This is a genomic window from Mesorhizobium sp. P171375, assembly GCF_057786075.1.
Genome location: NZ_JBYNWF010000001.1, coordinates 3297351 through 3322884, shown reverse-complemented (window position 1 = coordinate 3322884; position 25534 = coordinate 3297351). Strand labels below are relative to the sequence as shown.

21 protein-coding genes and 1 tRNA gene are annotated in these 25534 nt (G+C 63.6%); 12 read left to right on the top strand and 10 right to left on the bottom strand.

Annotated elements, in window-relative coordinates; translation table 11 throughout:
* Nucleotides 1–24: 24 nt before the first annotated feature.
* From ACYHH6_RS15845 to ACYHH6_RS15835, 3 genes are all read left to right on the top strand, one after another.
* Entirely contained in the window at nt 25–1467 is a 1443-nt protein-coding gene (locus tag ACYHH6_RS15845; RefSeq protein WP_352584807.1) for a methylmalonyl-CoA mutase subunit beta, read from the top strand.
* Nucleotides 1464–3584, top strand: a complete 2121-nt coding sequence (scpA, locus tag ACYHH6_RS15840) for a methylmalonyl-CoA mutase (protein WP_352584805.1) — start codon at nt 1464–1466, stop codon at nt 3582–3584. The genes ACYHH6_RS15845 and scpA overlap by 4 nt, the downstream gene beginning before the upstream one ends.
* 64 nt (nt 3585–3648) lie before the next feature.
* On the top strand, nt 3649–3912 hold the full coding sequence (locus tag ACYHH6_RS15835; RefSeq protein ID WP_352584803.1) for an AbrB/MazE/SpoVT family DNA-binding domain-containing protein: 264 nt from the start codon (nt 3649–3651) through the stop codon (nt 3910–3912).
* Here ACYHH6_RS15835 and greA read toward each other — a convergent pair.
* On the bottom strand, nt 3893–4366 hold the full coding sequence (gene greA / locus ACYHH6_RS15830) for a transcription elongation factor GreA (protein WP_352584801.1): 474 nt from the start codon (nt 4364–4366) through the stop codon (nt 3893–3895). The genes ACYHH6_RS15835 and greA overlap by 20 nt on opposite strands.
* Nucleotides 4367–4504: 138 nt before the next feature.
* Here greA and ACYHH6_RS15825 point away from each other — a divergent pair, with 138 nt between their 5' ends.
* Entirely contained in the window at nt 4505–5860 is a 1356-nt protein-coding gene (locus ACYHH6_RS15825; protein WP_352584799.1) for a TIGR03808 family TAT-translocated repetitive protein, read from the top strand.
* 5 nt (nt 5861–5865) lie between these two features.
* Here the strand turns inward: ACYHH6_RS15825 and ACYHH6_RS15820 are convergent, their stop codons facing one another.
* The 3 genes from ACYHH6_RS15820 to ACYHH6_RS15810 all read right to left on the bottom strand — a co-directional run bounded on the left by ACYHH6_RS15820 (nt 5866) and on the right by ACYHH6_RS15810 (nt 8537).
* Nucleotides 5866–6198 carry a hypothetical protein gene (locus ACYHH6_RS15820; protein WP_352584797.1) on the bottom strand — a complete coding sequence of 111 codons (333 nt, stop codon included), beginning with the start codon at nt 6196–6198 and terminating at the stop codon, nt 5866–5868.
* 141 nt (nt 6199–6339) lie between these two features.
* Nucleotides 6340–7344 (bottom strand): asparaginase, encoded by a 1005-nt coding sequence (locus ACYHH6_RS15815; RefSeq protein WP_352584795.1) that lies wholly within the window; start codon nt 7342–7344, stop codon nt 6340–6342.
* 26 nt (nt 7345–7370) lie between these two features.
* Complete coding sequence (locus ACYHH6_RS15810; protein WP_352584793.1) at nt 7371–8537, bottom strand: acetyl-CoA acetyltransferase; 1167 nt, start codon at nt 8535–8537, stop codon at nt 7371–7373.
* 202 nt (nt 8538–8739) lie between these two features.
* On the opposite strand from ACYHH6_RS15810, the gene betI reads away from it, so the two are divergent.
* From betI to betB, 5 genes are read left to right on the top strand one after another with little or no spacing between them, the layout of a single operon-like run.
* Entirely contained in the window at nt 8740–9330 is a 591-nt protein-coding gene (betI, locus tag ACYHH6_RS15805) for a choline-binding transcriptional repressor BetI (protein ID WP_352584791.1), read from the top strand.
* Nucleotides 9331–9338: 8 nt separating this feature from the next.
* Nucleotides 9339–10868, top strand: a complete 1530-nt coding sequence (betC, locus tag ACYHH6_RS15800) for a choline-sulfatase (RefSeq protein ID WP_352584789.1) — start codon at nt 9339–9341, stop codon at nt 10866–10868.
* Entirely contained in the window at nt 10868–11869 is a 1002-nt protein-coding gene (locus tag ACYHH6_RS15795) for a threonine/serine dehydratase family protein (protein WP_352584787.1), read from the top strand. The genes betC and ACYHH6_RS15795 overlap by 1 nt, the downstream gene beginning before the upstream one ends.
* On the top strand, nt 11862–13514 hold the full coding sequence (betA, locus tag ACYHH6_RS15790) for a choline dehydrogenase (protein ID WP_352584785.1): 1653 nt from the start codon (nt 11862–11864) through the stop codon (nt 13512–13514). Before ACYHH6_RS15795 ends, betA begins: the two co-directional genes overlap by 8 nt.
* 34 nt (nt 13515–13548) lie before the next feature.
* Nucleotides 13549–15012 (top strand): betaine-aldehyde dehydrogenase, encoded by a 1464-nt coding sequence (betB, locus tag ACYHH6_RS15785; protein ID WP_352584783.1) that lies wholly within the window; start codon nt 13549–13551, stop codon nt 15010–15012.
* A gap of 196 nt (nt 15013–15208) precedes the next feature.
* On the opposite strand, the gene ACYHH6_RS15780 is transcribed toward betB, so the two are convergent.
* Together ACYHH6_RS15780 and ACYHH6_RS15775 are read right to left on the bottom strand one after the other, a co-directional pair.
* Nucleotides 15209–17446 carry a mannose-1-phosphate guanylyltransferase/mannose-6-phosphate isomerase gene (locus ACYHH6_RS15780; protein WP_352584781.1) on the bottom strand — a complete coding sequence of 746 codons (2238 nt, stop codon included), beginning with the start codon at nt 17444–17446 and terminating at the stop codon, nt 15209–15211.
* Nucleotides 17447–17496: 50 nt separating this feature from the next.
* Nucleotides 17497–18396, bottom strand: a complete 900-nt coding sequence (locus ACYHH6_RS15775; protein WP_352584779.1) for a LysR family transcriptional regulator — start codon at nt 18394–18396, stop codon at nt 17497–17499.
* Between the two features lie 98 nt (nt 18397–18494).
* Between ACYHH6_RS15775 and ACYHH6_RS15770 the strand changes: the two genes are divergently transcribed.
* On the top strand, nt 18495–19382 hold the full coding sequence (locus ACYHH6_RS15770; RefSeq protein WP_352584777.1) for an NmrA/HSCARG family protein: 888 nt from the start codon (nt 18495–18497) through the stop codon (nt 19380–19382).
* A gap of 30 nt (nt 19383–19412) precedes the next feature.
* On the opposite strand, the gene ACYHH6_RS15765 is transcribed toward ACYHH6_RS15770, so the two are convergent.
* Nucleotides 19413–20933, bottom strand: coding sequence for a phosphomannomutase/phosphoglucomutase (locus tag ACYHH6_RS15765; protein WP_352584773.1), 1521 nt, complete (start codon nt 20931–20933; stop codon nt 19413–19415).
* A gap of 200 nt (nt 20934–21133) precedes the next feature.
* Here ACYHH6_RS15765 and ACYHH6_RS15760 point away from each other — a divergent pair.
* Nucleotides 21134–21210, top strand: a tRNA-Pro gene (locus ACYHH6_RS15760).
* Nucleotides 21211–21386: 176 nt separating this feature from the next.
* Complete coding sequence (locus tag ACYHH6_RS15755) at nt 21387–21731, top strand: hypothetical protein (protein ID WP_352584771.1); 345 nt, start codon at nt 21387–21389, stop codon at nt 21729–21731.
* 41 nt (nt 21732–21772) lie between these two features.
* Here the strand turns inward: ACYHH6_RS15755 and ACYHH6_RS15750 are convergent, their stop codons facing one another.
* Genes ACYHH6_RS15750 through ACYHH6_RS15740 form a run of 3 tightly spaced genes read right to left on the bottom strand, consistent with a single transcriptional unit; the run spans nt 21773 to nt 25453 of the window.
* The gene (locus tag ACYHH6_RS15750) at nt 21773–23392 is read right to left on the bottom strand and encodes an ABC transporter ATP-binding protein (RefSeq protein WP_352584769.1); all 1620 of its coding nucleotides are present in this window, start codon (nt 23390–23392) and stop codon (nt 21773–21775) included.
* A 17-nt stretch (nt 23393–23409) separates the two neighbouring features.
* Nucleotides 23410–24537: an ABC transporter permease gene (locus ACYHH6_RS15745; RefSeq protein WP_352584767.1), complete on the bottom strand. Its 1128-nt coding sequence runs from the start codon at nt 24535–24537 to the stop codon at nt 23410–23412.
* Nucleotides 24530–25453, bottom strand: coding sequence for an ABC transporter permease subunit (locus tag ACYHH6_RS15740; RefSeq protein WP_352559422.1), 924 nt, complete (start codon nt 25451–25453; stop codon nt 24530–24532). Before ACYHH6_RS15740 ends, ACYHH6_RS15745 begins: the two co-directional genes overlap by 8 nt.
* Nucleotides 25454–25534: the final 81 nt, after the last annotated feature.

Below are 25534 nucleotides of genomic sequence, written 5' to 3'. Positions count from 1 at the left end.
GCCGCATAAGAACGAGGAAAATGGATGGGCGCCGGAGCCTTGACCAAGGAAGTCGAACCCGCAAACGTCGAGCGCCAGCGATGGCTGGCCTTGACGGAAAAGGCGTTGGCCGGCGCATCCTTCGAGGACAGGCTGGTGTCGCACACCGACGACGCCATTCGCATAGAGCCGCTCTACGATCGCGCCGCTGGCGCCGAACCGCTTGTGCGCGCCAACCCCAAATTGCCCTGGATCGTCAGCCAGCGCATCGACGATCCCGATATCGGCCGCGCCAAGGCCCAGGCTCTGGATGATGTAGCGCAAGGCGCGACGGGCCTGTCGCTGGTCTTCGAGGGCGCGCCGAATGCCTTCGGCTACGGCCTGCCGCGGACGGCGCAGGCGCTGGAGACGGTGCTCGACGGCATACCGCTCAACCGCGTGCAGATCCGCATCGACGCCCATCCCTGGAGCCGCGCCGTCGCCGACTGGCTGGTGGCGTTCCTGAGCAAGCGCCGCTCCGACCCGGCGAAACTCAACCTCTCCTTCGGCATCGACCCGGCGGCAATCTTTGCCGGTACCGGCCGGCTGCGGATGTCGATCGAGGCCTTGCAGGCATCGATGCCGCAATCGCTGGCACATTTCTTCTCGCTTGGCGTGCCGGGCGTATTGCTCGAGGCGGACGGGCGGGTGTTCCACAATGCCGGCGCCACCGAGGCGCAGGAGCTCGGCACCATGCTCACTTCCGCGGTCTCCTATCTCAGGATGTTCGAGGATGCGCGCCAGCCGCTGGTCTATGCCGCACCGCATATCGGCTTTGCCCTGAGCGTCGACCAGGACCAATTCCTGTCGACGGCCAAGGTTCGGGCGCTGCGCCGGCTGTGGGGGCGAATCCAGGAGACGTGCTCGATCCCGGCCTCGACCGCCAATATCCATGCCGAGACGTCGTTCCGCATGATGACGGCAGCCGACCCCGAGACCAATATTCTACGCACTGCGATCGCCGGTTTTGCCGCAGCCGCCGGGGGCGCCGATTCGATCTCCATCCTGCCGCACACGATCGCGCATGGCCTGCCGGCGCCTTTTGCCCGCCGTATCGCCCGCAACGCCCAGCTGATCATGGCCAATGAAAGCCATATCGGCCACGTCGCCGACCCCACCTATGGCTCGGGCGCGGTCGAGGCGCTGACCTTGGGCCTGTGCGAAGCGGCGTGGGCAGAATTCCAGAGGATCGAAGCGGAAGGCGGCGTTCTGGCAAGCCTACAGCACGGCCATATCCAGGCGCGCGTCAAGGCAGCATCCGAGCGCCGCGCCGAGGCCTACCGGTCGGGTGAACGGGCAATCATCGGCACCACGCTTTATCCGCTCAAAAGCGAGACCCCGGTCGAGACGCTGGCGGCCGAGCGGCGGCCTCCTTTCACCGAGGGCGTGGCGGTGTGCGAGGCCCTGTTTCCGGTCCGCATCGACCAGTCGATCGGAGCCGCACCTTGATCCCGAATTTCTCAGAGATCGGCTGGTCGGCGCCACGGCGCGCACCCGTCGAGGTCAAGGGCCAGCGACTGACGCCGGAAGGCATTGCCGTCAAGCATCTCTATAGTCAGGGCGACCTCAAGGGCCTCACCCATCTCGACACCTATCCGGGCATGCCGCCCTTCGTGCGCGGCCCCTACCCGACCATGTATGTCCAGCAGCCGTGGACGATCCGTCAATATGCCGGCTTCTCGACGGCCGAAGAATCCAACGCCTTCTACCGGCGCAATCTCGCCGCCGGCCAGAAGGGCCTGTCGGTCGCCTTCGATCTGCCCACCCATCGCGGTTATGACAGCGATCATCCGCGCGTTGCCGGCGATGTCGGCATGGCCGGTGTGGCCATCGATTCCATCCTCGACATGAGGCAGTTGTTCGACGGCATCCCGCTCGACGAAATGACGGTGTCGATGACCATGAACGGCGCCGTGCTGCCGATCATGGCGCTCTACATCGTGGCAGCCGAAGAACAGGGCGTTGCGCAGAAGGATCTCGCCGGCACCATTCAGAACGACATTCTGAAGGAGTTCATGGTCCGCAACACCTACATTTATCCGCCGAAGCCTTCGATGCGGATCGTGTCGGACATCTTCTCCTACACCTCGAAGAACATGCCGAAGTTCAATTCGATCTCGATCTCCGGCTATCACATGCAGGAGGCCGGCGCGACGGCGGACCTGGAGCTCGCCTACACCATTGCCGACGGCATCGAATATGCCCGCGCCGGCGTCGCTGCCGGTCTCGACATCGACCGTTTCGCGCCACGGCTTTCCTTCTTCTGGGCGATCGGCATGAACTTCTTCATGGAGGTCGCCAAGCTCCGCGCCGCGCGGCTTCTGTGGTCGAGCCTGATGCAGAAGAATTTTGCGCCGAAGGACGAGCGCTCGCTGTCGCTGCGCACCCATTGCCAGACCTCCGGCTGGTCGCTGACGGCACAGGACCCCTACAACAACATCACCCGCACCATGATCGAGGCGATGGCGGCAACGCAGGGCCATACGCAGTCGCTGCACACCAATTCCTTCGACGAGGCGATGGCGCTGCCGACCGACCATTCGGCCCGCATTGCCCGCAACACGCAGCTGATCCTGCAAAAGGAATCCGGCACCACCCGCATCATCGATCCGTGGGGCGGCTCGGCCTATCTCGAGCGGCTGACGCATGACCTGGCGGCACGGGCGCTCGCCCACATCGAAGAGGTCGAGGCCCTCGGCGGCATGGCTGCGGCGACCGAACAGGGGATCCCCAAGCTGCGCATCGAGGAAGCGGCCGCGCGCACGCAGGCGCGCATCGATTCCGGCGAGCAGATGCTGGTCGGTGTCAACGCGCATCGGCCGGAGAACGACATCGAAGTCGACGTGCTGAAGATCGACAATGCCGAGGTCCGAGCCCGGCAATTGTCGAAGCTGCAGAACTTGAAAGGCACGCGCAATGTCGGCGCGGTCGAGAGCGCACTCGATGCGCTGACCCGTGCGGCGCAAGGTAACGAAAACCTGCTGGAATTCGCCATCCGCGCCGCGCGCGCCAACGCCACGGTCGGCGAGATTTCGCTGGCGCTGGAAAAGGTCTTTGGCCGTCACGTCGCCTCAGTGCAGACGATCTCAGGCGTCTATCGCAACGCGCTTGGCGACAATCTGACGGTCGACCGGCTCTTGGAGAAGCTCGAAGCCTTCGAAAAGAAGTCCGGCGGCAAGCCGCGCATCCTGGTCGCCAAGATGGGCCAAGACGGCCATGACCGTGGCCAAAAAGTCATTGCTACAGCCTTCGCCGATCTCGGCTTCGACGTCACCGTCGGCGCGATGTTCCAGACACCGGATGAGATCGCGAAACTGGCGGTCGCGCAGGACGTCCATATCATCGGCGCCTCGTCACTGGCGGCGGGACATTTGACGCTGATCCCCGAACTGCGCGATGCGCTGAAGAAACTCGGCCGCGCCGACATATTGATCGTCGCCGGCGGGGTCATCCCACCACAGGATTATGATGCGGTGCTGGAAGCAGGTGCTGCGGAAATCTTCCCGCCGGGCACGGTTATTCCGGAGGCGGCGGATCGGCTATTGGACCGCCTGCTGGCGGGCTGAACGAAACAGTTGCAACGCCTATCAGAGTTGCGTCATAGTGTATGGCGCAACCTACGGTACAGACATGAACACCATCATTCACGGACTTGAGGACGGATCGGGCGTTGTAATCTTGCCGCAGAAGATGCTCGACAGCTTGGGGCTGCAAGTGGGCGATGAACTCGAGATCATCGAAACCGATAACGGCGTCATGCTAAGACCGGTGGAGAGTGATGACTTCGAACGGCAGATGCGTGCCGCTCGCGATGTCATGGACAAGTATGAGCCCGCATTGCAAAAGCTAGCTGAGCAGATAGGGTCAGCTGGCGTCAGACATCCGACAGTTTGACGATTTCCCATTCCTTGCCGTTGACGCTTGCGACGTCGCCGACCTTCTTGCCGAACAGCGCCACCGCCATCGGCGAGACGTGGGAAATGCTGCCCTTTGACGGATCGGCCTCGTCCTCGCCGACGATCTTCCAGTGCACCTTCTTGCCGTCGTCGCCTTCCAGCGTGACGCCCATGCCGAAGCGCACCTGGTCGCTGCCCGGTTCCGGCACCGAGAGTTCGGCGCTTTCGCGGCGCGCGGTCCAGTAGCGCAGATCGCGCGACACGACGGCGATACGCTCGCGGTCTGCTTTTCTCTCGGCTTTCGCCAATATGTCGCGCAGATCGGTCAGATTGTCCTCGATCTGCGCCAGCCCGCGCTCCGTCACCAGATTGCGGTGCGGGCTGATCGGCCGCTCGCCGATGCCGGCGATGGCGTTTTCGCTGTCTTCCTCACGGGTGAAAGCTCTGCTCATCGGACAAACTTAGGCCCGCTTCGGCGACTGTACAAGCCACTTGCCGGACCCGGTCATTGGCCGGACTATGGACCGAGCGAAGACCGCTGCGGCTGGCATGATTCCTGCGGTTAGTCGGGGATCGCAAGGGATGTGCCGATGTTGGACAGACGAGCGCTTCTGAAGGGGACGGCCGGCTTTGCCGTGCTCGGTCTTTCGTCGGGCAACGCCTTGGCTAAGACGGCAGCGCGCGGCTCGATCAACGCTGCCGAGGTTGGCGTGCAGCCGGACACAGCGGACGACCAGAGCAAAGCCTTCGCCAGGATGCTTGCCGAGGCGAGCGAGCGCAACGCGCCGGTGTTCCTACCGCCGGGGAACTACGTCGTCTCCAATCTGACGCTGCCCGCCCGTGTCAGGCTTTCCGGCGTGCCCGGCGCCTCACGCGTTCTCTATGGCGGTGGTGGCCGTTTGCTCACGGCCGAACAGGCCGAGCATATCGAGTTAACCGCATTGGTCTTCGACGGAGCCAGCGGCTCTCTGGCCGACGATGCGCAAGGGTTGCTCGACCTGCGCCGCGTCGCCCACCTGGTCATCGACAACTGCATGATCACCGGCAGCGGCAAGCACGGGCTGGCGTTGGAGCATGCATCCGGCCGCATCGAGCGCTCGGATATTTCGGGAGCAGCGGACGCCGGCATCTACTCGGTAGAGGCCGGCGGCCTGGAGATATCGGGCAATACCGTGTCCGACTGCGGCAATGGCGGCATTCTCGTGCATCGCTGGCAGCAGGCCGAGGACGGCACCATCGTCAGCGGCAACCGCGTGCAGCGGATTGGCGCGCGCAGCGGCGGCACCGGTCAGAACGGCAACGGCATCAACGCGTTCCGCGCCGGCAATGTCTCCATCTCCGGCAACATCGTCTCGGACTGCGCCTTCTCGGCGATCCGCGCCAACAGTTCCAGCAATCTGCAGATAACCGGCAATACCTGCTCGCGCTCGGGCGAAACGGCGCTCTACTCGGAGTTTTCCTTTGAGGGCGCTGTTATCGCCAACAACATCGTCGATGGTGCGGCCAACGGCATCTCGATCGTCAATTTCAACGAAGGCGGCCGCATAGGCATCTGCTCGAACAACATCGTGCGCAATTTGTCGACTACGGGCCCCTACCCCGCAGATGCGCCGGGCTTCGGCGTCGGCATCAGCGTCGAGGCCGACACCACTGTTGCCGGCAACGTCATCGAGAACGCGCCGCTCTACGGCATGCAGATCGGCTGGGGCGCCTATATGCGCAATGTGGTAGCGACGGGAAACATCATCCGCAAGGCCGGAACCGGCATCGCCGTCACCGTGGTCGAAGGGGCTGGACACGCCATCATTTCCGACAATGTCATCGACGGCGCCAAGAACGGCGCCATCATCGGCCAGCGCTGGGCCGAACCGGCGACCGGCGACCTCGCGAGGTCAAGCAATAGTGGCTACCCGCATCTGACGGTTGAGCGCAACAAGGTCAGCTAGAATAGTTAGCGTTCGCTCGGCTTCTCGCGTTTTATCGGCGGCGACTTCTCGGCAGCGACGTCCGATTCCACATCGACTACCACTGGCTCCACGAACCAGGCGTGCTCGGAATGCGCACTCGAAGACGGAAGATCCGACGTCGGAAAAGCCTTGTTGATTTTGTTAATGGCCCAGACCAAGCCGTACACAATACCGATATAGGCCAACACACACGCAAGCATGGCTTTCAGACCCGCATTGTCGGCCGCCCAATGCGCTATCCGCACGCTGAAGGCTAAAAACGCCAAGCTTGCAAAAAGAAGTCCGTATAGGAGACCAAGTGCAATTCGGTGATACACAATGTCGCCCGCAATCCGGAATATAGCGCGAACTTATACTTAAGTGCCTGAAAATTGGCAAAAGCCAGACATCGAATTCAAATGACCACGATGAATCACCAAGCGCATTTTCGTTCGACCGTTAAGTAGCGGACGCATCGGCTAGCCAATCGCCGCCGTCGGCCGCAGCGCGCCGACCTTGGCGCCGATGCGGCTTTCGATCGGCGGATTGGCCTGTTCCAAAAGGTTCGCCGCCAGCGCCTCGTCAGCCCCGAGAAGTTTTGCCAGCACCGCGGCGATCATCACCTCGGCGGCGCGGCCGGCGCCGTCATCACATTTCAACGCGATGCCGAGGCCTAGCTCCGGAACAGCGGCGCAATAGACGCCCTCGGCGCCGGTCTTGACGAAGATGCGGCCGGGCGCGGCCTGCATCAGCGCCACATCCGCCTTGCCGGTGCCGGCAACCAGGAAAGGCTCGGCCATGCAGGCTGACAGCAGGCGCTTTGCCGCCTTGGCGCGCTCAGGGCCGAAGCCCCTGCCCGTCGCCATACGGGCAAAGCCCAGCGCAAAGCTTTTCAGAGGCACGGCGTAGGTCGGGATCGAGCAGCCATCGATGGCCCGGTCATTGGCATCGTGGGCAGCGCCGGTCACCGCCTGCATGGCGTCTCGTACCATCTCCTGAAAGGGGTGGCCGGCCTTGACGTAGCCCTGATGGGCAATCCCCGAGTGCACACAGGTGCAGAGAAAGCCGGAATGCTTGCCGGAACAATTGTTGTGCAGCGCATTTGGCGAGCCGCCTGCGCGAGCCAGTGCAATCTCCGCACCATGGCTGGAAGGCCAATGCGCGCCGCACTCCAGCGCCGATTTGTCGAGACCGGCCTTGGCCAGCATGGCCTGCGCCAGTTCGACATGCGCCGGCTCGCCCGAATGCGAGGCGCAGGCCAGCGCCAATTCGCGGTCGCCGAAGCCGAACGCATCGGCAGCGCCCGTTTCGACCAGCGGCAGCGCCTGGATCGCCTTCACCGCGGAGCGTGGAAACACCGGGCGTGCCGTATCGCCTATCTCACAGACAGGCCTGCCGTCACCATCGAAGACCGCGACAGCGCCGCGATGGGCGCTCTCGACTATCGCGCCGCGCAAGACCTCGACCAGAACCGGATTTGTCATGTCACCTCCCAGAAATGCAGGGCGGTTTATCTGATCCGGTCGAGAATGGAAACGTAGTTGGCGACCGCCGCGCCGCCCATGTTGAAGATGCCGCCGAGCTTTGCGCCAGACACCTGGATGCCACCGGCCTCGCCGGTCAACTGCATGGCTGACAGCACATGCATCGACACGCCGGTGGCGCCGATCGGGTGGCCCTTGGCCTTCAGCCCACCGGACGGATTGACCGGCAGCCTGCCGTCCTTGGCCGTCGTGCCGTCCAGCGCGAGCTTGGCGCCCTCACCCGGCTTGGCCAGGCCCATCGCTTCATATTCGATCAGTTCGGCGATGGTGAAGCAGTCATGCGTCTCGACGAAGGAGAGGTCGTCGAGCGTCACGCCTGCCTTCTTCAAGGCCTGATTCCAGGCCTGCTCGCAGCCTTCGAACGACAGGATATCGCGCTTCGACATCGGCAGGAAATCCTGAACATGCTCGTTGGCGCGGAAGGCGACAGCGCGGCGCATCTTCAGCGCCGTCGATGTGTCGGTCAGCACAAGGGCTGCCGCGCCGTCGGAAACCAGCGAACAGTCGGTGCGCTTCAGCGGACCGGCAACGAAGGGGTTCTTCTCGCTTTCCTGGCGGCAGAACTCGTAGCCGAAATCCTTGCGCATCTGCGCGTAGGGATTGTCGACGCCGTTCTTGTGGTTCTTGGCGGCGATCATCGCCAGCGCATCGGACTGGTCGCCATAGCGCTGGAAATAGGCCTGCGCGATCTTGCCGAAGACGCCGGCGAAACCCGCCGGTGTGTCGCCGTCCTCCGGCAGATAGGACGCCTTGAGCAGGTTCTTGCCGATCTCGGGACCGGGCGTCGTCGTCATCTGCTCAGCGCCGACCACCAGCACGATGCGGGCGGCGTTGGCGTCGATGGCGCGGATCCCTTGCCGGACCGCGGCAGAGCCGGTTGCGCAGGCGTTCTCGACCCGGGTCGCCGGCTTGAAGCGCAGCCGGTCGTCGGCCTGCAGCACCAGGCTTGCGGTGAAATCCTGCGGCGAGAAGCCGGCATTGAAGTGGCCAAGCACGATCTCGTCGACCTCGTCCGGGCCGATTCCGGCATGGTCGAGCGCGTCAACCGCGACCTTGGTGATCAGGCCTTCCAGCGTCTCGCCTTCGAGCTTGCCGAAGCGCGAATGCGCCCAGCCAACGATGCATGCGGTCATGGCGGTCTCCATCCTTGGCGCCAGCCTAACATGTGGGCTCATGGCGCAGTTCGCCTTTATTGTTCAAATATAAACAATCCCCACCGGGTCGAAAAGGGCCGCAAGCCGACAATCGCTTGGTGCAGGCCGCCATCGGATCGATTTTTTGTTGATTGACGGATCAATAAAAAATAATCATGCGGGCCAGGAGCCAGGAACAACAATGCCGAAAGTCGGAATGGAACCACTGCGCCGCAAGGCGCTCATCGACGCGACGATCTCGGCGATCGGCGAGCGCGGCTCGCTTGACGTGACCATGTCGGAGATCGCTGGCCGCGCCGGCGTCTCATCAGCACTTGCCCATCATTATTTCGGCGCCAAGGATGAACTGCTGTTCGCCACGATGCGGCACATATTGGCAGAACTGACCATCGACATGCGGCGTGCTCTTCAATCAGCCGCCACGCCGCGCGAACGCATCTCAGCCGTGGTAGCCGTCAACTTCTCCGACATCCAGTTCCAGCCGGAAACCATCGCCGCCTGGCTCGCCTTCTATGTCGAGGCGCAGAAATCATCGGCTTTGCGCCGACTGCTCAGGGTCTATGCGCGGCGGCTGCATTCGAACCTGATGAGCGGCCTGACCGGCATCTTGGCCAGGCACGAAGCCGACCGTGCGGCGGAAGCAACCGCAGCGCTGATCGACGGCCTCTATATCAGGCGCGCGCTGAAGGACGGCGTGCCGGACGCGGCGACCGCGATCGCGCTGGTCGAAGACTATCTGGAAATCAAACTCGGCGGGCGACAGACACAGTGACAGCCTCAGTGACATCAAGGCGACCCAATTTCCTGATCGTCATGGTCGATCAGCTCAACGGCACGCTGTTCCCCGACGGGCCGGCCGACTTCCTGCATGTGCCGCATCTGAAGGCGCTGGCCGCCCGCTCAGCTCGCTTTGCCAACAATTACACGGCCTCGCCACTCTGTGCGCCCGGCCGCGCCTCATTCATGAGCGGGCAATTGCCGTCGCGCACCGGGGTCTACGACAATGCGGCGGAGTTCGCCTCCTCGATCCCGACTTTCGCCCATCATCTGCGCGCCGCCGGCTACTACACCTGCCTGTCGGGCAAGATGCATTTCGTCGGGCCCGACCAGTTGCACGGTTTCGAGGAGCGGCTGACCACCGACATCTATCCGGCCGATTTCGGCTGGACGCCGGATTACCGCAAGCCCGGCGAGCGCATCGAATGGTGGTACCACAATCTCGGCTCGGTGACCGGCGCCGGTGTCGCCGAGACCACTAACCAGATGGAGTATGACGACGAGGTCGTATTCCTCGCCACGCAGAAGCTCTATCAGCTTTCGCGCGAGCAGGACGATGCGGAGCATCGGCCCTGGTGCCTTACCGTTTCGCTGTCGCACCCGCACGACCCCTACGTCGCGCGCAAGCAGTACTGGGATCTCTACGAACACAGCCAGGCGCTGGACCCGCAAACGGGCTTCATCGCGCGTGACGATCAGGACGCGCATTCGCAGCGTCTCTATCATGCCTCCGACTACCCCTCCTTCGACATTACCCGCGAGCAGGTGCGTCGTTCGCGGCGCGGCTATTTCGCCAACATTTCCTATGTCGACGACAAGCTTGGCGAGCTTCTGGACGTTCTCAAGCGCACGCGCATGCTCGACGACACCACCATCCTGTTCTGCTCGGACCATGGCGACATGCTGGGCGAGCGCGGCCTGTGGTTCAAGATGAGCTTCTTCGAGGGCTCGGTGCGGGTGCCGCTGATGATCGCCGGCAATGGCGTGCCATCAGGGCTGATCGAGGCGCCGGTTTCCAATCTCGACGTAACGCCGACGCTCTGCGACCTCGCCGGTATCGACATCGGGGCGATCGCGCCATGGACCGACGGCCAGTCGCTGCTGCCGCTTGCCAAGGGCGGGCAGCGCACCACGCCCGTGTTGATCGAGTACGCAGCCGAAGGCTCCTACGCGCCGCTGGTGGCGATCCGCGACGGCAAATACAAATTCGTCCATTGCGAGCTCGATCCGCCGCAACTGTTCGATCTCGAAGCCGACCCGCTCGAGCGCGACAACCTCGCCAACGATCCGGCGCACACTGCCCTCGTGACAGCTTTCACAAGTGCAGTCCGGGCGCGTTGGGACATGGTCGCCTTCGACGCCGCGGTGCGCGAGAGCCAGGCGCGCCGGTGGGTCGTCTACCCGGCGCTGCGCAATGGCGCCTATTACCCGTGGGATTTCCAGCCGCTGCAAAAAGCATCGGAGCGGTACATGCGGAACCACATGAATCTCGACAATCTCGAAGAGAGCAAAAGGTATCCGCGAGGCGAATGATGACAACAACGTTCGTTCCCTCCCTCGATCATCTCAAGCAGGCCTATGCCGTCACCTCCAGGGCGACGCAGATCACGCCGTTGCTGGAATCCGCGGCGCTCGCCAAGGAGACCGGTGCTGCGCGCGTGTTCATCAAGCCGGAATCGCTGCAATGGGCGGGCTCCTTCAAGGTGCGCGGCGCCTATTGGCGGCTGAAGCGGCTGTCGCCTGACGAAGCCAGGAAAGGCGTCGTCGCCTACTCCTCCGGCAATTTCGCGCAAGGGCTGGCGGCTGCCGGCCAGGCGCTCGGCATTCCCGTCACCATCGTCATGCCGATCGATGCGCCGGCCGCCAAGCGGGATGCCACCGCTGGCTATGGCGCGCGCGTCGTGCTGACCGATCATGGCGAGCGCGCCCGTGAAGAGGTCGCGGCCGCCAAGGCGCGCGAGATTGCCGAGACCGAAGGGCTGGCGTTGCTGCATCCATTCGACGATCCGGAGATCGTTGCTGGCCAGGCCGGCGCCGGGCTCGAAGCGCTCGAACAACTTGAGGCAAAGGACGCCAGTGCCGACCTCTTGTTCTGCTCGGTCGGTGGTGGCGGACTGATCGGCGGTGTGTCGCTCGCCTTCCACTATTTGTCGCCGGCGACCGAGATCATCGGCGTCGAGCCGGAAGGGTTCAACGGCATGGGAGCGTCACTGGATCACGGCGCCATCGAGACCATGCCGATCGCGCCGAAATCGATCTGCGACGGGCTGATGTCGCGGCGGCCGGGCGATGCGCCGTTCGCGGCGGTCAAGACCGCCGGCGTGCGCGGCATCACCGTCGACGATGCATCTGTGCGGCGGGCAATGAAGATCGCCTTCGAGCGGATGAAGCTGGTGCTGGAACCGTCGGGCGCAGCGTCGCTTGCGGCACTGCTCGGCGGCAAGGTGAATGTGGCGGGTAAGACCGTCCTGGTTGTGGCTACTGGCGGCAATGTCTCGCTCGCCGATTTCATGGCGCATATGAACCATGCTTGAAGCAGATTTCGTCATTATCGGCTCCGGCTCGGCCGGCTCGGCCATGGCCTACCGGCTGTCGGAAGACGGCAAGCATTCGGTCATCGTCATCGAGTTTGGCGGCACCGATATCGGACCGCTGATCCAGATGCCGTCGGCGCTGTCGATCCCGCTCAACATGAGCCTTTACGACTGGGGCTTTGCCAGCGAGCCGGAGCCGCATCTCGGCGGCCGCGTGCTGGCGACGCCGCGCGGCAAGGTGATCGGCGGTTCGTCCTCGATCAACGGCATGGTCTACGTGCGCGGCCATGCCCGCGACTTCGACCATTGGGCCGAAGAAGGCGCGACTGGCTGGAGCTTCGCCGACGTGCTGCCCTACTTCAAGCGGATGGAAGACAATGACGGCGGCGAGGATGGCTGGCGGGGCCATGGCGGGCCGCTGCACGTCCAGCGCGGCCCGCGCAAAAATCCGCTCTACGGCGCTTTCGTCGAGGCCGGCCGCCAGGCCGGCTTCGAGCTGACCGACGACTACAATGGTTCGAAGCAAGAAGGCTTCGGGCCGATGGAGCAGACCATCCGCGGCGGTCGCCGCTGGTCGGCGGCATCAGCCTATCTGAAGCCGGCTCTCAAACGGCAAAATGTCAGTGTGGTCAAAGGTTTCGCCCGCCGCGTGATCATCGAGAATCAGCGCGCCGTCGGCGTCGAGATCGAAGCTCACAAACAGATTCAGGTCGTTAAGGCACGACGTGAGGTAATCGTCGCCGCATCGTCGATCAATTCGCCCAAGATCCTGATGCTGTCCGGCATCGGCCCGGCAGCGCATCTCGCCGAAAACGGCGTCCAGGTCGTGGCCGACCGGCCAGGTGTCGGCCGCAATCTGCAGGATCATATGGAGCTCTACATCCAGCAGGAATCCACGCAGCCAATCACGCTGAACTCGGTGCTCAACCCGTTCTCCAAGGCGCTGATCGGGGCGCAGTGGCTGTTCTTCAAGACCGGCCTCGGCGCCACCAACCATTTCGAGGCCGCGGCCTTCGTGCGCTCGCAAGCCGGCGTCGACTACCCCGACATCCAGTACCACTTTATCCCGGCGGCGGTACGCTATGACGGCAAGGCGGCGGCCAAGGCGCATGGCTTCCAGGCGCATGTCGGACCGATGCGCTCGAAGTCGCGCGGCTCGGTGACGCTGCGCTCGCCCGACCCCAAAGCGACGCCGGTTATCCGCTTCAACTACATGTCGCATCCAGACGACTGGACGGAGTTCCGCCACTGCATCAGGCTGACCCGCGAGATCTTCGGCCAGAAGGCTTTCGACAGTTTTCGAGGCAAGGAAATCTCGCCGGGCTCGCACGTCCAGTCGGACGAGGATCTCGATGCCTTCATCCGGGATCATGCCGAGAGCGCCTACCACCCGTGCGGCACCTGCAAGATGGGCCGGGCCGACGACATAATGAGCGTGGTCGATCCGGAATGCCGCGTCATCGGCGTCGAAGGACTGCGCGTCGTGGACTCCTCGATCTTCCCGCGCGTCACCAACGGCAACCTCAATGCGCCGTCGATCATGACGGGCGAGAAGGCATCCGACCACATTCTCGGCCGCACGCCGCTGGCGCCGTCCAACCAGGAACCCTGGATCAATCCGCGCTGGCAGGCCGCGGATCGATAGGGCATTGTCCAGCGAAGATCATTGGAGACTTCATATGCGCGCCCAGCCAACGGCATCGCACTATGTCAACGGCCGCTACATCGAGGATGAAGGTGGTGCGCCGCTGCCGGTGATCTATCCGGCGACGGGCGAGATCATCGCCACCTTGTATTCGGCGACGCCGAATGTGCTGGAGCTGGCGATCGAAGCCGCACGCGCGGCACAACCGGCCTGGGCGCGGATGAAGCCGGTTGAGCGCGGCCGCATCCTGCGCCGCGCTGCCGACATTTTGCGCGCCCGCAACGCCGATCTCGCGCGCATCGAGACGCTGGATACCGGCAAGGCGATCCAGGAAACGCTGGTGGCGGACGCGCCGTCGGCGGCCGACTGCCTCGAATATTTCGGCGGTGCGGTCGCTGCCTTCAACGGCGAGGCCATCGATCTCGGCGGACCCTTTGCCTATACGCGCCGCGAGGCGCTTGGCGTGTGCGTCGGCATCGGCGCCTGGAACTATCCTATCCAGATCGCCGGCTGGAAATCCGCGCCGGCGCTCGCCATGGGCAATGCCATGGTGTTCAAGCCGTCGGAGAACACCCCGCTGTCGGCGCTGGCGCTGGCCGAAATCTACTCAGAGGCTGGCCTGCCCGACGGGCTGTTCAACGTTGTGCAGGGCTATGGCGATGTCGGCGCCGGCCTTGTTGGCCATGATGTCGTTGCCAAAGTGTCAGTGACCGGCTCGGTGCCGACCGGCCGCAAGGTGCTGTCGCTCGCCGGCTCGAAAATGAAGCACGCGACGATGGAGCTCGGCGGCAAGTCGCCGCTGATCGTCTTCGATGATGCCGATCTCGAAAATGCCATTGGCGGCGCCATGCTCGGCAATTTCTATTCCACGGGCCAGATCTGTTCCAACGGCACGCGCGTCTTCGTGCAGAGCGGCATCCACGACCGTTTCGTCGACCGGCTGGTCGAGCGGACGAAAAAGATCCGCATCGGCGATCCGCTCGATCCAGAGACGCAGATGGGACCGCTGGTCAACAAGGCGCAGCAGGAGAAGGTCGTCTCCTACATCAAGGCCGGCCAGCAGGATGGAGCGACGCTGGCCTGCGGCGGCAATGTACCGTCACTACAGGGTTTTGATGGCGGCTTCTTCGTCGAGCCGACAGTGTTCACCGGCGTCACCGACACCATGCGCATCGCGCGCGAGGAGATTTTCGGACCGGTGATGAGCGTGCTGAAGTTCGACGGCGAGGACGAGGTGATCGACCGCGCCAATGACACCGAATTCGGCCTCGCCGCCGGTGTGTTCACCCGCGACCTGCAGCGCGCGCATCGCGTCATCGCAGAGATGCAGGCCGGCACGTGCTGGATCAACGCCTACAATCTGACGCCGGTGGAAATCCCGTTCGGTGGGGTGAAGCAGTCCGGTATCGGGCGCGAGAATTCGCTGGCCGCGCTGGCGCTCTATTCGCAGTTGAAGGCGGTGTATGTCGAGACCGGGGACGTGGCGAGCCCGTATTGATTGGCGATTGGCGAAAGCCGACACGAGGGCTGATCTCCCCTTTGCGGGGGAGATGGCCGGCAGGCCAGAGGGGTGTGTGAAGGATCGCCTGCCTTTGGTCGAATCTTCGAATAGCTGAGACGTCGGCGGGTCAGCACCCCCCTCTGCCTTGCCAGGCATCTCCCCCGCAAGGGGGTAGATCAGGAGCTTCAGCGCCTCACCCCTTCTGCGCTGTCCCATCAAGATACTGCGTCAGCGCGCAGACCAGATGATAGAAGATGCTGGCCGGCACGTCCGATGCCAACGAGCGGCCGCGTTCGTCGATGCGGTCGATCCAGAGGCCGAGCGGGGCCGGGTCGATGTGCCAGCGGAACAGGCGGCCGACTCGCGCCTCGATCTCGGGCTTGAGATCGGGACCGCCTGAGCCATCCAGTGCGATCGCCGCCTTGATCGCTTCGGCCTGCGGCCAGCTGCGCGACACAAGGTCGAGCGGCAGGCCCTGTCTTGAGACAGCGCCGTAAGCAAGGCCGGTGGCGCGGTTGAGGCCGTTGGCGATGGCCGAGGCGTAGAGCTTGCGGGCAAAATTGCTCAACTCGCTCTGGCCGCTACGGGCGGCAAAGTCGGTGAGCAGCGAGGCCCATTCGAAATGGTGGCCGGGCTCGGTCCATGTGCCCTTCTCGCCGGCCGCGGGTTTCCATCCCGCGTCAAAAAATTCGCCGAGCGTCCAGCTCTCGGCGTCGAAGAAATGGCTGCGGAAGAGGTCGATGATGCGGGCGGCGCGTCGCAGATAGGTGCGGTCGCCCGTCGCCTCGTACCAGGCGAGGAAAGCCTCGAGCAAATGCATATGCGGGTTGGAGCGCCGTTCGCCCTCACCGTCCGATGTCTCGAGAAAGCCGGTCATGCGGCTGTCCTCGAGATGCGCGTCGAGGAAGGAGAACGTTTCTTCGCCGAGCCGCAGCGCATCGGGGTTGCCGCACATATGCGCATGCGCCAGCGCCAAGAGCACGCAGGAATGGTCGTAGGCATCTTCGGTGGCGTCGGCGACGGAGCCGTCGACATTGAGTGTGCGCACCCAGCCGCCTTTTTCGGTGCGGCCCTTGCCGGCCATGAAGGCAACGCCATGGGTAATCAGGCGGTCCGCCGGTCCGTCCCAGCCGCGCGCCTTGGCAACGGCGAAGGCATAGACCTGCCTCGCCATGGTGCGCATACGCTTGGGCTTCATCAGCGGTTGGGCATCGAAGCCGAGCGCCTCATGAAAGCCGCCATGGCGCTCATCGACGCCTGCCGTCGACCACAGCGGCAAGGTCTCCTCGAACAGCCAGTGATGCACGCGCCGCCGCCAGGCCCCGCTTTCGATGACGCGGTCATGCGCCGGCGTGAACCTGGTTTCCAGCCGGCCCGATTTCTCCAGCTGCTCGACGATCTTCTTCACGTGCTGGCTGTGGCTGACCGGCGCGACGAAAGTGGCGTCGGCGGTCGAGACGATAGCGACATCCCTCATGCCGATCGCCGACAGGAGCCGGCCGTCGCTTCTGATGTAGGAATTCTCGCAATCGATGGCGACGACATCGCCGACGACGACATTGCCCTTGGCATCGGCAGGGCCGACATCGAGCAGCGACTGCCAGGAGCCGAGGTCGTTCCAGCGGAAGCCGGCCGGCACCATGGCGATGTCCTTGGCCCGCTCCATGATGGCGTAGTCGATCGAGTTCGACGGGATGGCGGCGTAGAGCTCCAGCGGCATATAGAGGCCGGACAGATCCGATGTCGCCGCCTGGTAGGCCGCTTCCGTGGCTTGCCAGATGTCCGGCTGGAACGCCGCGAACGCGTCGCGCATGGCGCCGGCGCGAAACAGAAAGATGCCGGTGTTCCAGTAGAAAGTGCCGGCCTTGAGATAGCTCTGCGCGGTGGCAAGGTCAGGCTTTTCGACGAAACGGGAGACGTCGAAGACGCCGCTGTTCTCGCCTAACACCTCGATATAGCCGTAGCCGGTCTCGGGCTGCGTCGGCCTGATGCCGAACACCACCAGCCGGCCGGCAAGGGCTGCCTCGCTGCCGACCTCGACGCTCTGCCAGAATTGCTTCGGTGTCGCGATTTCGTGGTCCGACGGCACCACCAACACCAGGCTGTCGCCAAACTCGGACAGCGTGCGCAATGCAGCCAGCGCCACGGCAGCAGCGGTGTTACGGCCGGTCGGCTCGAACAGCGGGCCGCCGCCTGAGAGGTCGAGACCGGCAAGGTCGGCATGGACGCGCTCGGCATGACGCTCGGCGGCGATCAGGAAGATCGGCGTCTCGCCTTCCGGCCGTGCTGTCAGCCGGCGCAGCGTCTTGGCCAGCATCGAGCCGTCGCCGGAAAGATCGTGGAACTGTTTTGGATTGTCCTCGCGCGACAGCGGCCAGAGCCGCGAACCGACACCGCCACTCATGACAAAACTGACAATGCGCTCGGTCATTCGGGTCTCGCGCTCAAGAGTTGTTGGTCGATTGGGTAGCACGCATGCCTTTAAGCCGTGTTTACCTGGCTGGAAATCCGCTCGGCTGCCAGTTCGATGAAGGCCTTGACCAGGGGCGAAAGGTGACGGCTGCTCGGATAGAGGACGTGGAGGCCACCGGCCGGCGTCGTATGCTGCTCGAGAACGCGCCGCAACCGCCCTTCATTGATCAACCCCTCGGCAAGCACGTGGGGCAATTGGGCGATGCCGAAGCCCGCAAGCGTGGCTGCAATGACCGCCTGCATCTCGTTGGCGGCGAAGCGGCCAGCCACGGCGACCGTCTCCTGGCCGCGCGGCCCATCCAGCACCCAGTGGGCACCCGACGTCGATGGGCCGGCGACGACGCATTGATGGCGCGCGAGATCCACTGGCTCTTCCGGCACGCCGTGGCGCGCGAGATAGTCCGGGCTGGCGCAGAGCAGCCTGTGCGTGGAGCCGAGCTTGCGAGCGATCAGCGTCGAATCCTGGAGCGCGCCGGTGCGGAAAGCGAGATCGATGCCGTCCTCGACCAGATTGAGCCTGTCGTCGGTCAGGCGGAGCTCGACCTTGGTCTTTGGATACGTTGCGAGGAAGTCGACGACGGCGCCGATAAGGAAATGGCCGCTAAAGCCGACCGGGGCCGAAATGCGAATCGTGCCCGACGGCTCCGTCCTGGTTTCGGCAAGACGCAAATTGGCTTCCTCGATCGTCCGCAACGCCTGGCTGCTCTGCTCGTAATAGAGACGCCCGGCATCCGTCATGTTGAGGCTACGCGTCGTGCGCTGCAGTAGGCGGACCCCCACCTCGCGTTCGAGCGCGGCAATGCGGCGGCTGACCGTCGTCTTGGGCATGGCCAGCAGGCGCGCCGCCGCCGTGAAGCTGCCGGCTTCGACGACGCGGGCAAATACGACGATGTCATTGAGGTCGAGCATTGTATCCAAAAACGGGACAAAGTTTTCCAATTATAGGCAATTATGCATCAATGCGACAGACCCTAATTCTACTCCAGCGAACAAAAGGAGCAGACGAGATGATCAGCAAGAAAACCATACTGGTGACCGGCGCTACCGGCCAGCAAGGCGGCGCCGTGGCGCGCGCCCTGCTGTCGAAAGGACATCGGGTGAAGGCGCTGACGCGCAAGCCAGACAGCGAAGCCGCTCGGCATTTGGCGGCGGCGGGCGCCGAAGTGGTGGCTGGCGATCTCGCCGATACAGCCTCCGTCGTGAGGGCCACCGGAGACGTCGACACCATGTTCCTGATGGGCAACAGCTATGAGGCCGGCATGGAAGAAGAGACCCGCCAAGGGATTCTTGCGGCCGATGCGGCGAAGGCTGCCGGCGTCGGGCATCTGATCTATTCTTCAGTTGCCAGTGCAGACAAGAAAACCGGCATTCCGCATTTCGACAGCAAGTATCTCGTCGAGAAACATGTCGTCGGGCTCGGCATCCCCTACACGATCAGCGCGCCCGCCGCCTTCATGGAGAATGTCGTTGCGCCGTGGTCGATCAGCGCGCTCAGCCAGGGCACCTATGCCTTCGCGGTGCCACCAAAGCGTGCCCTCCAGCTGGTCGCTCTGGCTGACATCGGCGCTTTCGTCGCCGCCTTGGCCGAGCGGCGCGAACAAGTGTTCGGCAAGCGCTTCGACTTTGCCGGGGACGAATTGTCGGGCGAAGAGCAAGCCAAAATCCTGTCGCAGGCCATCGGCCGACCTATCAGCTATCAGGAAATCCCGATCGCCATGGCACGCCAGCAGAGCGAGGATGCCGCGCTGATGTTCGAATGGTTCGACCGCGTCGGCTACGATGTCGACATCGAGGCCTTGCGCAAGGAATTCCCGGAGGTCCGCTGGCACAGTTTTGCCGACTGGGCACCAGAATTCGACTGGAGTGTGCTTGGGCAGGCGACTTCCGCCGCCTGACTATTCTGGCCCGAACCGAAACGTGGGAACCTAAAAGGTCTGGTTGTAGGCGCCGACTTCGGGACTGCGGCGCAGCACGGCGTCGACGGCCTCGAACATCTGACGGCGGCGGTCGGACGATACCGGGCTTTCGACAACCACGACAAGCTCCGGCTTGTTCGACGATGCCCGCACCAGCCCCCAGGTGCCATCCTCGGCAACGACGCGCACGCCGTTGACGGTGATGAGGTCCGATATCTTCTGGCCGGCAAAAGCCTCGCCGTCGCGCTGCATTGCCTGGAAGTCCGTCACCACGCGTTCGACCACGCCGTATTTCACATCGTCGGCGCAATGCGGCGACATGGTCGGCGTTCCGAAGGTCAGCGGCAGTGCGCGGTAGAGATCGGCCATCGAGCTTTTCGGATTGCGGTCGAGCATCTGGCAAATGGCTATTGCCGTGACGAGACCATCATCGTAGCCGCGGCCGATCGGCGGGTTGAAGAAGAAATGGCCTGACTTTTCGAAGCCGGCGACGGCGCCGAGCTCGGCAACGCGGCGCTTGATATAGGAGTGGCCGGTCTTCCAGTAATCGGTGACGGCGCCATTGGCGCGCAGCACACTGTCGGTGTTGAACAGCCCGGTCGACTTGACGTCGACGACGAAAGTCGAGCCGGGATACTGGCTCGAAATATCCCGCGCCAGCATGACGCCGACCTTATCGGCGAAGATCTCGTTGCCTTCATTGTCGACCACGCCGCAACGGTCGCCGTCACCGTCGAAGCCCAGCCCGACATCGGCGCCGGTCTCCAGAACCTTGTCCCTGATGGCATGCAGCATCTGCATGTCCTCCGGGTTCGGGTTGTAACGCGGAAAAGTATGGTCGAGCTCGACGTCGAGCGGGATCACCTCGCAGCCGATGCGCTCCAGCGCCTGCGGCGCGAAGGCACCGGCGGTGCCATTGCCGCATGCGGCCACGACCTTCAGCTTTCGCGCGATGCGTTTGTTCCCGACAAGGTCGTCGAGATAGGTCTCGCGAAAACCAGAGACGAATTCATAGGAGCCGCCGCCGGCAAGATGGAAATCGCCCGACAGCACGATCTGTTTCAGTACGCTCATCTCCTCCGGCCCGAAGGTCAGCGGCCGCGCCGCGCCCATCTTGACCCCGGTCCAGCCGTTTTCATTGTGCGAGGCCGTGACCATGGCGACGGACGGTGTGTCGAGCGCGAACTGGGCGAAATAGGCCATCGGCGACAGCGCCAGGCCAATGTCTTTTACTCTGGCGCCCGCAGCCATCAGGCCGGACACCAGCGCCAGCTTGATGCCGAGCGAATAGGCGCGGAAATCGTGGCCGGTGACGATGTCAGGCCCGGCGCCAAGACGCCGAATCAACGTGCCCAGCCCCATGCCGAGCGCCTGGACGCCGATCAGGTTGAGCTCCGGCGGCTGCGCGGAGCCGGGGTGACCGAACCACCAGCGCGCATCGTACTCGCGAAATCCCGACGCTTTGATCAGCGCTTCGGTTTCGAATTCGAAGCTGTTGGGCCGGGCGTCGCCTACGATTTTCAGGGGCAAGACAGCAGAGCTCCAGATGGCGAAAACACGATTTATCGAGGCTGCTGCCTAGCACACAAGGCTTTAAGCGGGGTTTATCCCGGGCGGGAAATCCAAGCTTTGCGGCAATGCCCGACGAAAGCGAACGAAATGCGACGGAAGCGCTGCCATTGCCGCTTGCAGGAACGAAGTACGGCGGCTATAAGCCCGCGGTCTGGTCACGGAGTGTAGCGCAGCCTGGTAGCGCACCTCGTTCGGGACGAGGGGGTCGCAGGTTCAAATCCTGCCACTCCGACCAGAAAAAACAGACACTTAGGTGTCCGTTTCTCCCGACATCCCCACAAGATACCTTAAAGGCAAACCGGCCGCATCGGCGTCTGGCGTCGGCATGGTGTTTTGACGAGACAACCATCCGCGCTACCTCGATAATGGGACAACCGCCGAAACAGCGGCCCGAAACGAGGTGTGCGGAAGATGAATTTGTTGATTTCGATCGCAGGCCGGCTGTCAGCGCTGCTTGCTCTGTCGCTGGCGACAGGCTGCTCATCGCTGGGCGGTACGCTCAACCCGGCGAAATACGACAGCATGACATGCGCCGAGCTCAACAATGCCGTGGGCGATATCGCGCGTGAAATCTCGCAAACCGCCATCACCCGCGGCAAGGTCGCCAACACCAGCGTGCCGAACTGGCTGCTCGGCGGCGCACGCGTCAAGACCGCCGTCGCCAACCGTGAGACGGCCAGGATCGAAAAGCTGAAGCAGCGGGAAGAGGTGATTGTCACGACAAGAGCGGGCAGATGCCCCAAGTCAGCGGGCTAAGCGAACTGGCCCTGCCCTGAAGATCTGCTTCACCTCACGCCTCAAGCACTCAACCGGAACCGCGTCACATCGATCGCCGCGTTCATCAGCGTCTGTGTGTAGGCTGCTTGCGGGTTGCTGAATATCTCTTCCGTCGGGCCTTCCTCGACGATCTTGCCTTGCTTCATGACGATGATGTAGTCGGCCATGGCGCGCACCACGGCGAGATCGTGGCTGATGAAGAGGTAGGACAGTTCGTGGTCGGCCTGCAGCTTGCGCAAGAGCTCGACGATCTGTTTCTGCACCGAGCGGTCGAGGGCCGAGGTCGGCTCGTCCAGCACCACCAGTTTGGGCTTCAGGATCATGGCGCGCGCGATGGCAATGCGCTGGCGCTGGCCGCCTGAGAATTCGTGCGGGTAGCGGTTGCGGGCATTGGGGTCGAGGCCGACCTCCAGCAAGGCCTCGACGGCTCGCTGGTCGCGTTGCTTACCTGACAGGTTCGGCTCATGCACCAAAAGCCCTTCGGTGATGACCTGGCCGACAGTCATGCGCGGTGACAGCGAGCCGAACGGATCCTGGAAGACGAGTTGCATCTCACGCCGCAGCGGCCGCATCGCCTGGCGGTCGGCGGTGGAAATATCCCGGTCGCCGAAGCGGATGACGCCGTCGCTCGGCAACAGCCTGAGCAAAGCGCGGCCGAGCGTCGATTTTCCCGAACCGGATTCGCCGACAATGCCGATCGTCTGGTTGCGCTTCAGCCGGATCGAAATGTGGTCGACAGCGCGCAAAAGCAGCGGCTCGCCGGCGAGGAAGCCGCCGCCGATCTTGAACGTCACTTCGACATTGCGGCCCTCGAGCAGCACCGGCGCGTTGGCCGGCGGCGGCGCCTTGGTGCCGGTCGGTTCGGCGGCCAGAAGCATTTTCGTATAGGCATGCTGCGGGTTGGCGAAAAGCGCTTCGGCCTCGCCTTCCTCGACCACCTCGCCATAGCGCATGACATAGACGCGGTCGGCAAAGCGCCTGACAATGCCGAGGTCGTGGGTGATGAAGACGATGGCCATGCCGAGCTTGCGTTGCAGTTCGGCTAGCAGCACCAGGATCTGCGCCTGGATGGTGACGTCGAGCGCCGTCGTCGGCTCGTCGGCGATCAGAATATCGGGGTCGTTGGCGAGCGCCATGGCGATCATGACGCGCTGGCGCTGGCCGCCCGACATTTCGTGCGGATAGGATTTCATCCGCCGCTCCGGATCGGGAATATGCACCAGCCTGAGCAGCTTGAGCGCCTCTTCACGCGCCTCGGCCGCGTTCAGCCCGCGATGCTTGCGGATCGGTTCGATCAGCTGGTTGCCGATCGAATAGAGCGGATCGAGCGAGGTCATCGGCTCCTGGAAGATCATGCTGATCTTGGCGCCGCGCACCTTGTTGAGGTCGGACTTGCTCAGCGTCAACAGGTTGCGGCCGCGATAGTCGACCTGACCCGTCGCCTCGCCGTTGGAAGCCAGCAGGCTCATCGCCGCCATCATCGTCTGGCTCTTGCCGGAGCCGGATTCGCCGACCACGGCGACGGTCTCGCCGGCATTGACGTGGATGTTGATGCCTTTCACGGCTTCGACGGCGCCGTCGAGCGTGCGGAAGCGGACGCGAAGGTCCTTGACGCTGAGGATCGTTTCGGGAGTTGCCATATCAACGGTTCCCATCTTTATCGATCTCTCGGGTCGAGCGCATCGCGCAGGCCGTCGCCGACGAAATTCAGTGCAAACAGCGTCGAAACGAGGAAGAAGGCCGGGAACAAAAGCAGCCAGTTGGCGCTGCCGATGTTCTTGGCGCCGACCGAGATCAGCACGCCCCAGCTGGTCATCGGCTCCTGCACGCCAAGGCCGAGGAAAGACAGGAAGCTTTCCAGGATGATAACCTGCGGCACCAAGAGCGTCATGTAGATCACCACGGGTCCGAGCAGGTTGGGAATGACATGGCGGAGCAGGATGCCGCGCTGGCCAACGCCCATGGCCTCGGCGGCCTGGACATATTCCTGACGGCGGATCGACAACGCCTGGCCGCGCACGATGCGCGCCGTGTCGAGCCACAGCACCGCACCCACCGCGAGGAACATCAGCACGAAGTTGCGGCCAAAGAACACCACCAGCATGATGACGAAGAAGATGAACGGCAGCGAATAGAGCACGTCGACGATGCGCATCATCACCTCGTCGATCTTGCCGCCGGAAAAGCCGGCCGCCGCCCCGTAAAGGACGCCGATGACCACGGCGACAACGCCGGCAAGCAGGCCGATGGCCAGCGAAATGCGCCCTGCCATCAGCGTGCGCGACAACAGATCGCGGCCGGTGTTGTCGGTGCCGAACAGGAAATACTGCTGTTTGACCGACGCGGTCATCGTCAATTCGAGCCCGTCGGCCGATTTGCTCTCTATCTTGGTATCGTCGAAGGCATCGGAGCGGTCGAGATAGCGGACGTTGCGCTCATCGATCGGTTTGGTCGAGGTGACGGTGACGGTGACGCGATCGCCGTCCTGTTTCCATTCCTTGATGTCGACGCGCATGCGCTTGATCGCTTCGTCAAGCGCCGTCTCGATCATGTCGGCCCGTGGATAGGGGCTGAAGCTCGGCGGCGTGCGCACATAGTCGGCATAGATGGTGGTGTATTGATGCGGTACGAACCAGGGGCCGAACACGCTGATGACGCCGATGAAGGCAAGGTAATAGAGGCTGAACATGGCGGCGCGATTGGCCTTGAGCCGCGCCCATGCGTCGCCCCAGAGCGAGCGGCCGACGACGGCCGGCGGAGCGGCGGTGGCTGCGATATCAGTCATAGCGCACCCTCGGATCGACGACCGCATACATGACGTCGACGATCAGGTTGAAGACGATGGTGAAGAGCGCGATCACCACCACGGTTCCCATCACCAGCGTGTAGTCGCGGTTGAGCGCGGCATCGACGAAATAGCGGCCGACGCCGGGAATGGAGAAGATTGTCTCGACGATGACCGAACCGGTGAGCAGCGCCGCGGCCGCCGGACCGGTGAAAGACACGATCGGCAGGATGGCGCCGCGCAGCGCGTGCTTGACCACCACCGACCAGTCCGACAGGCCGAGCGCACGCGCCGTTCGGATATGATGCGAACGCAAGCTCTCGATCATCGAGCCGCGCATCAGGCGGGCGACGATGGCGATCTGGGGCAAAGCGAGCGTCAGCACCGGCCCGATCTTGTTGATCAGTGCGCCATCACCCCAGCCGCCGATCGGCAACAGCTTCCAGGTCAATCCGAAGGCGAGCTGGATGATCGGGGCGATGACGAAGGTTGGGATGGTGCTGCCGGCGGTCGCCAGCGCGATCACCGTATAGTCGCCAAGCTTGTTCTGGTTGAGCGCCGCAATGGTGCCGAGCACCGAGCCGAGCAGAAGCGCCAGGATCAGCGCGGAGGTGCCGAGCTGGACTGAAATCGGCAAGCCCTTGGCGAAGAGTTCGGTGACTGTGAAGTCAGGCAAATTGTAGCTCGGCCCGAAATTGCCGCGCAAAAGATTGCCGAGATAGTGGGCATATTGCAGCCAGAGCGGATCGTCGAGGCCGAACTGGGCTTCGAGATTGGCCCTGATCTCGGGGCTCAAGCCCCGCTCCTGATTGAATGGGCCGCCTGGTGCGACGCGTATCAGGAAGAACGCCATGGTCACGATGACGAATAGCGTCGGTATGGCGGTCAGAAGCCGCCGCAAGATATATCGCAGCATCGGCGCCCCGCTTCGGCCAGAGCGCCACACGTCCATGCGGACGCATTGCCACGCTCCGGCGCTCCAAATCTTCGCACCGGG

Excerpts from the sequence above, each read along its gene's own strand:
- betI (WP_352584791.1), top strand. The coding sequence starts at position 8,740 with ATGCCGAAAGTCGGAATGGAACCACTGCGCCGCAAGGCGCTCATCGAC.
- ACYHH6_RS15780 (WP_352584781.1), bottom strand. The coding sequence starts at position 17,446 with ATGACCGAGCGCATTGTCAGTTTTGTCATGAGTGGCGGTGTCGGTTCG.
- ACYHH6_RS15770 (WP_352584777.1), top strand. The coding sequence starts at position 18,495 with ATGATCAGCAAGAAAACCATACTGGTGACCGGCGCTACCGGCCAGCAA.
- ACYHH6_RS15835 (WP_352584803.1), top strand. The coding sequence starts at position 3,649 with ATGAACACCATCATTCACGGACTTGAGGACGGATCGGGCGTTGTAATC.
- ACYHH6_RS15740 (WP_352559422.1), bottom strand. The coding sequence starts at position 25,453 with ATGCTGCGATATATCTTGCGGCGGCTTCTGACCGCCATACCGACGCTA.
- ACYHH6_RS15815 (WP_352584795.1), bottom strand. The coding sequence starts at position 7,344 with ATGACAAATCCGGTTCTGGTCGAGGTCTTGCGCGGCGCGATAGTCGAG.
- betA (WP_352584785.1), top strand. The coding sequence starts at position 11,862 with ATGCTTGAAGCAGATTTCGTCATTATCGGCTCCGGCTCGGCCGGCTCG.
- betB (WP_352584783.1), top strand. The coding sequence starts at position 13,549 with ATGCGCGCCCAGCCAACGGCATCGCACTATGTCAACGGCCGCTACATC.
- ACYHH6_RS15795 (WP_352584787.1), top strand. The coding sequence starts at position 10,868 with ATGACAACAACGTTCGTTCCCTCCCTCGATCATCTCAAGCAGGCCTAT.
- ACYHH6_RS15750 (WP_352584769.1), bottom strand. The coding sequence starts at position 23,392 with ATGGCAACTCCCGAAACGATCCTCAGCGTCAAGGACCTTCGCGTCCGC.
- ACYHH6_RS15745 (WP_352584767.1), bottom strand. The coding sequence starts at position 24,537 with ATGACTGATATCGCAGCCACCGCCGCTCCGCCGGCCGTCGTCGGCCGC.
- ACYHH6_RS15810 (WP_352584793.1), bottom strand. The coding sequence starts at position 8,537 with ATGACCGCATGCATCGTTGGCTGGGCGCATTCGCGCTTCGGCAAGCTC.
- ACYHH6_RS15825 (WP_352584799.1), top strand. The coding sequence starts at position 4,505 with ATGTTGGACAGACGAGCGCTTCTGAAGGGGACGGCCGGCTTTGCCGTG.
- greA (WP_352584801.1), bottom strand. The coding sequence starts at position 4,366 with ATGAGCAGAGCTTTCACCCGTGAGGAAGACAGCGAAAACGCCATCGCC.
- ACYHH6_RS15845 (WP_352584807.1), top strand. The coding sequence starts at position 25 with ATGGGCGCCGGAGCCTTGACCAAGGAAGTCGAACCCGCAAACGTCGAG.
- ACYHH6_RS15755 (WP_352584771.1), top strand. The coding sequence starts at position 21,387 with ATGAATTTGTTGATTTCGATCGCAGGCCGGCTGTCAGCGCTGCTTGCT.
- ACYHH6_RS15775 (WP_352584779.1), bottom strand. The coding sequence starts at position 18,396 with ATGCTCGACCTCAATGACATCGTCGTATTTGCCCGCGTCGTCGAAGCC.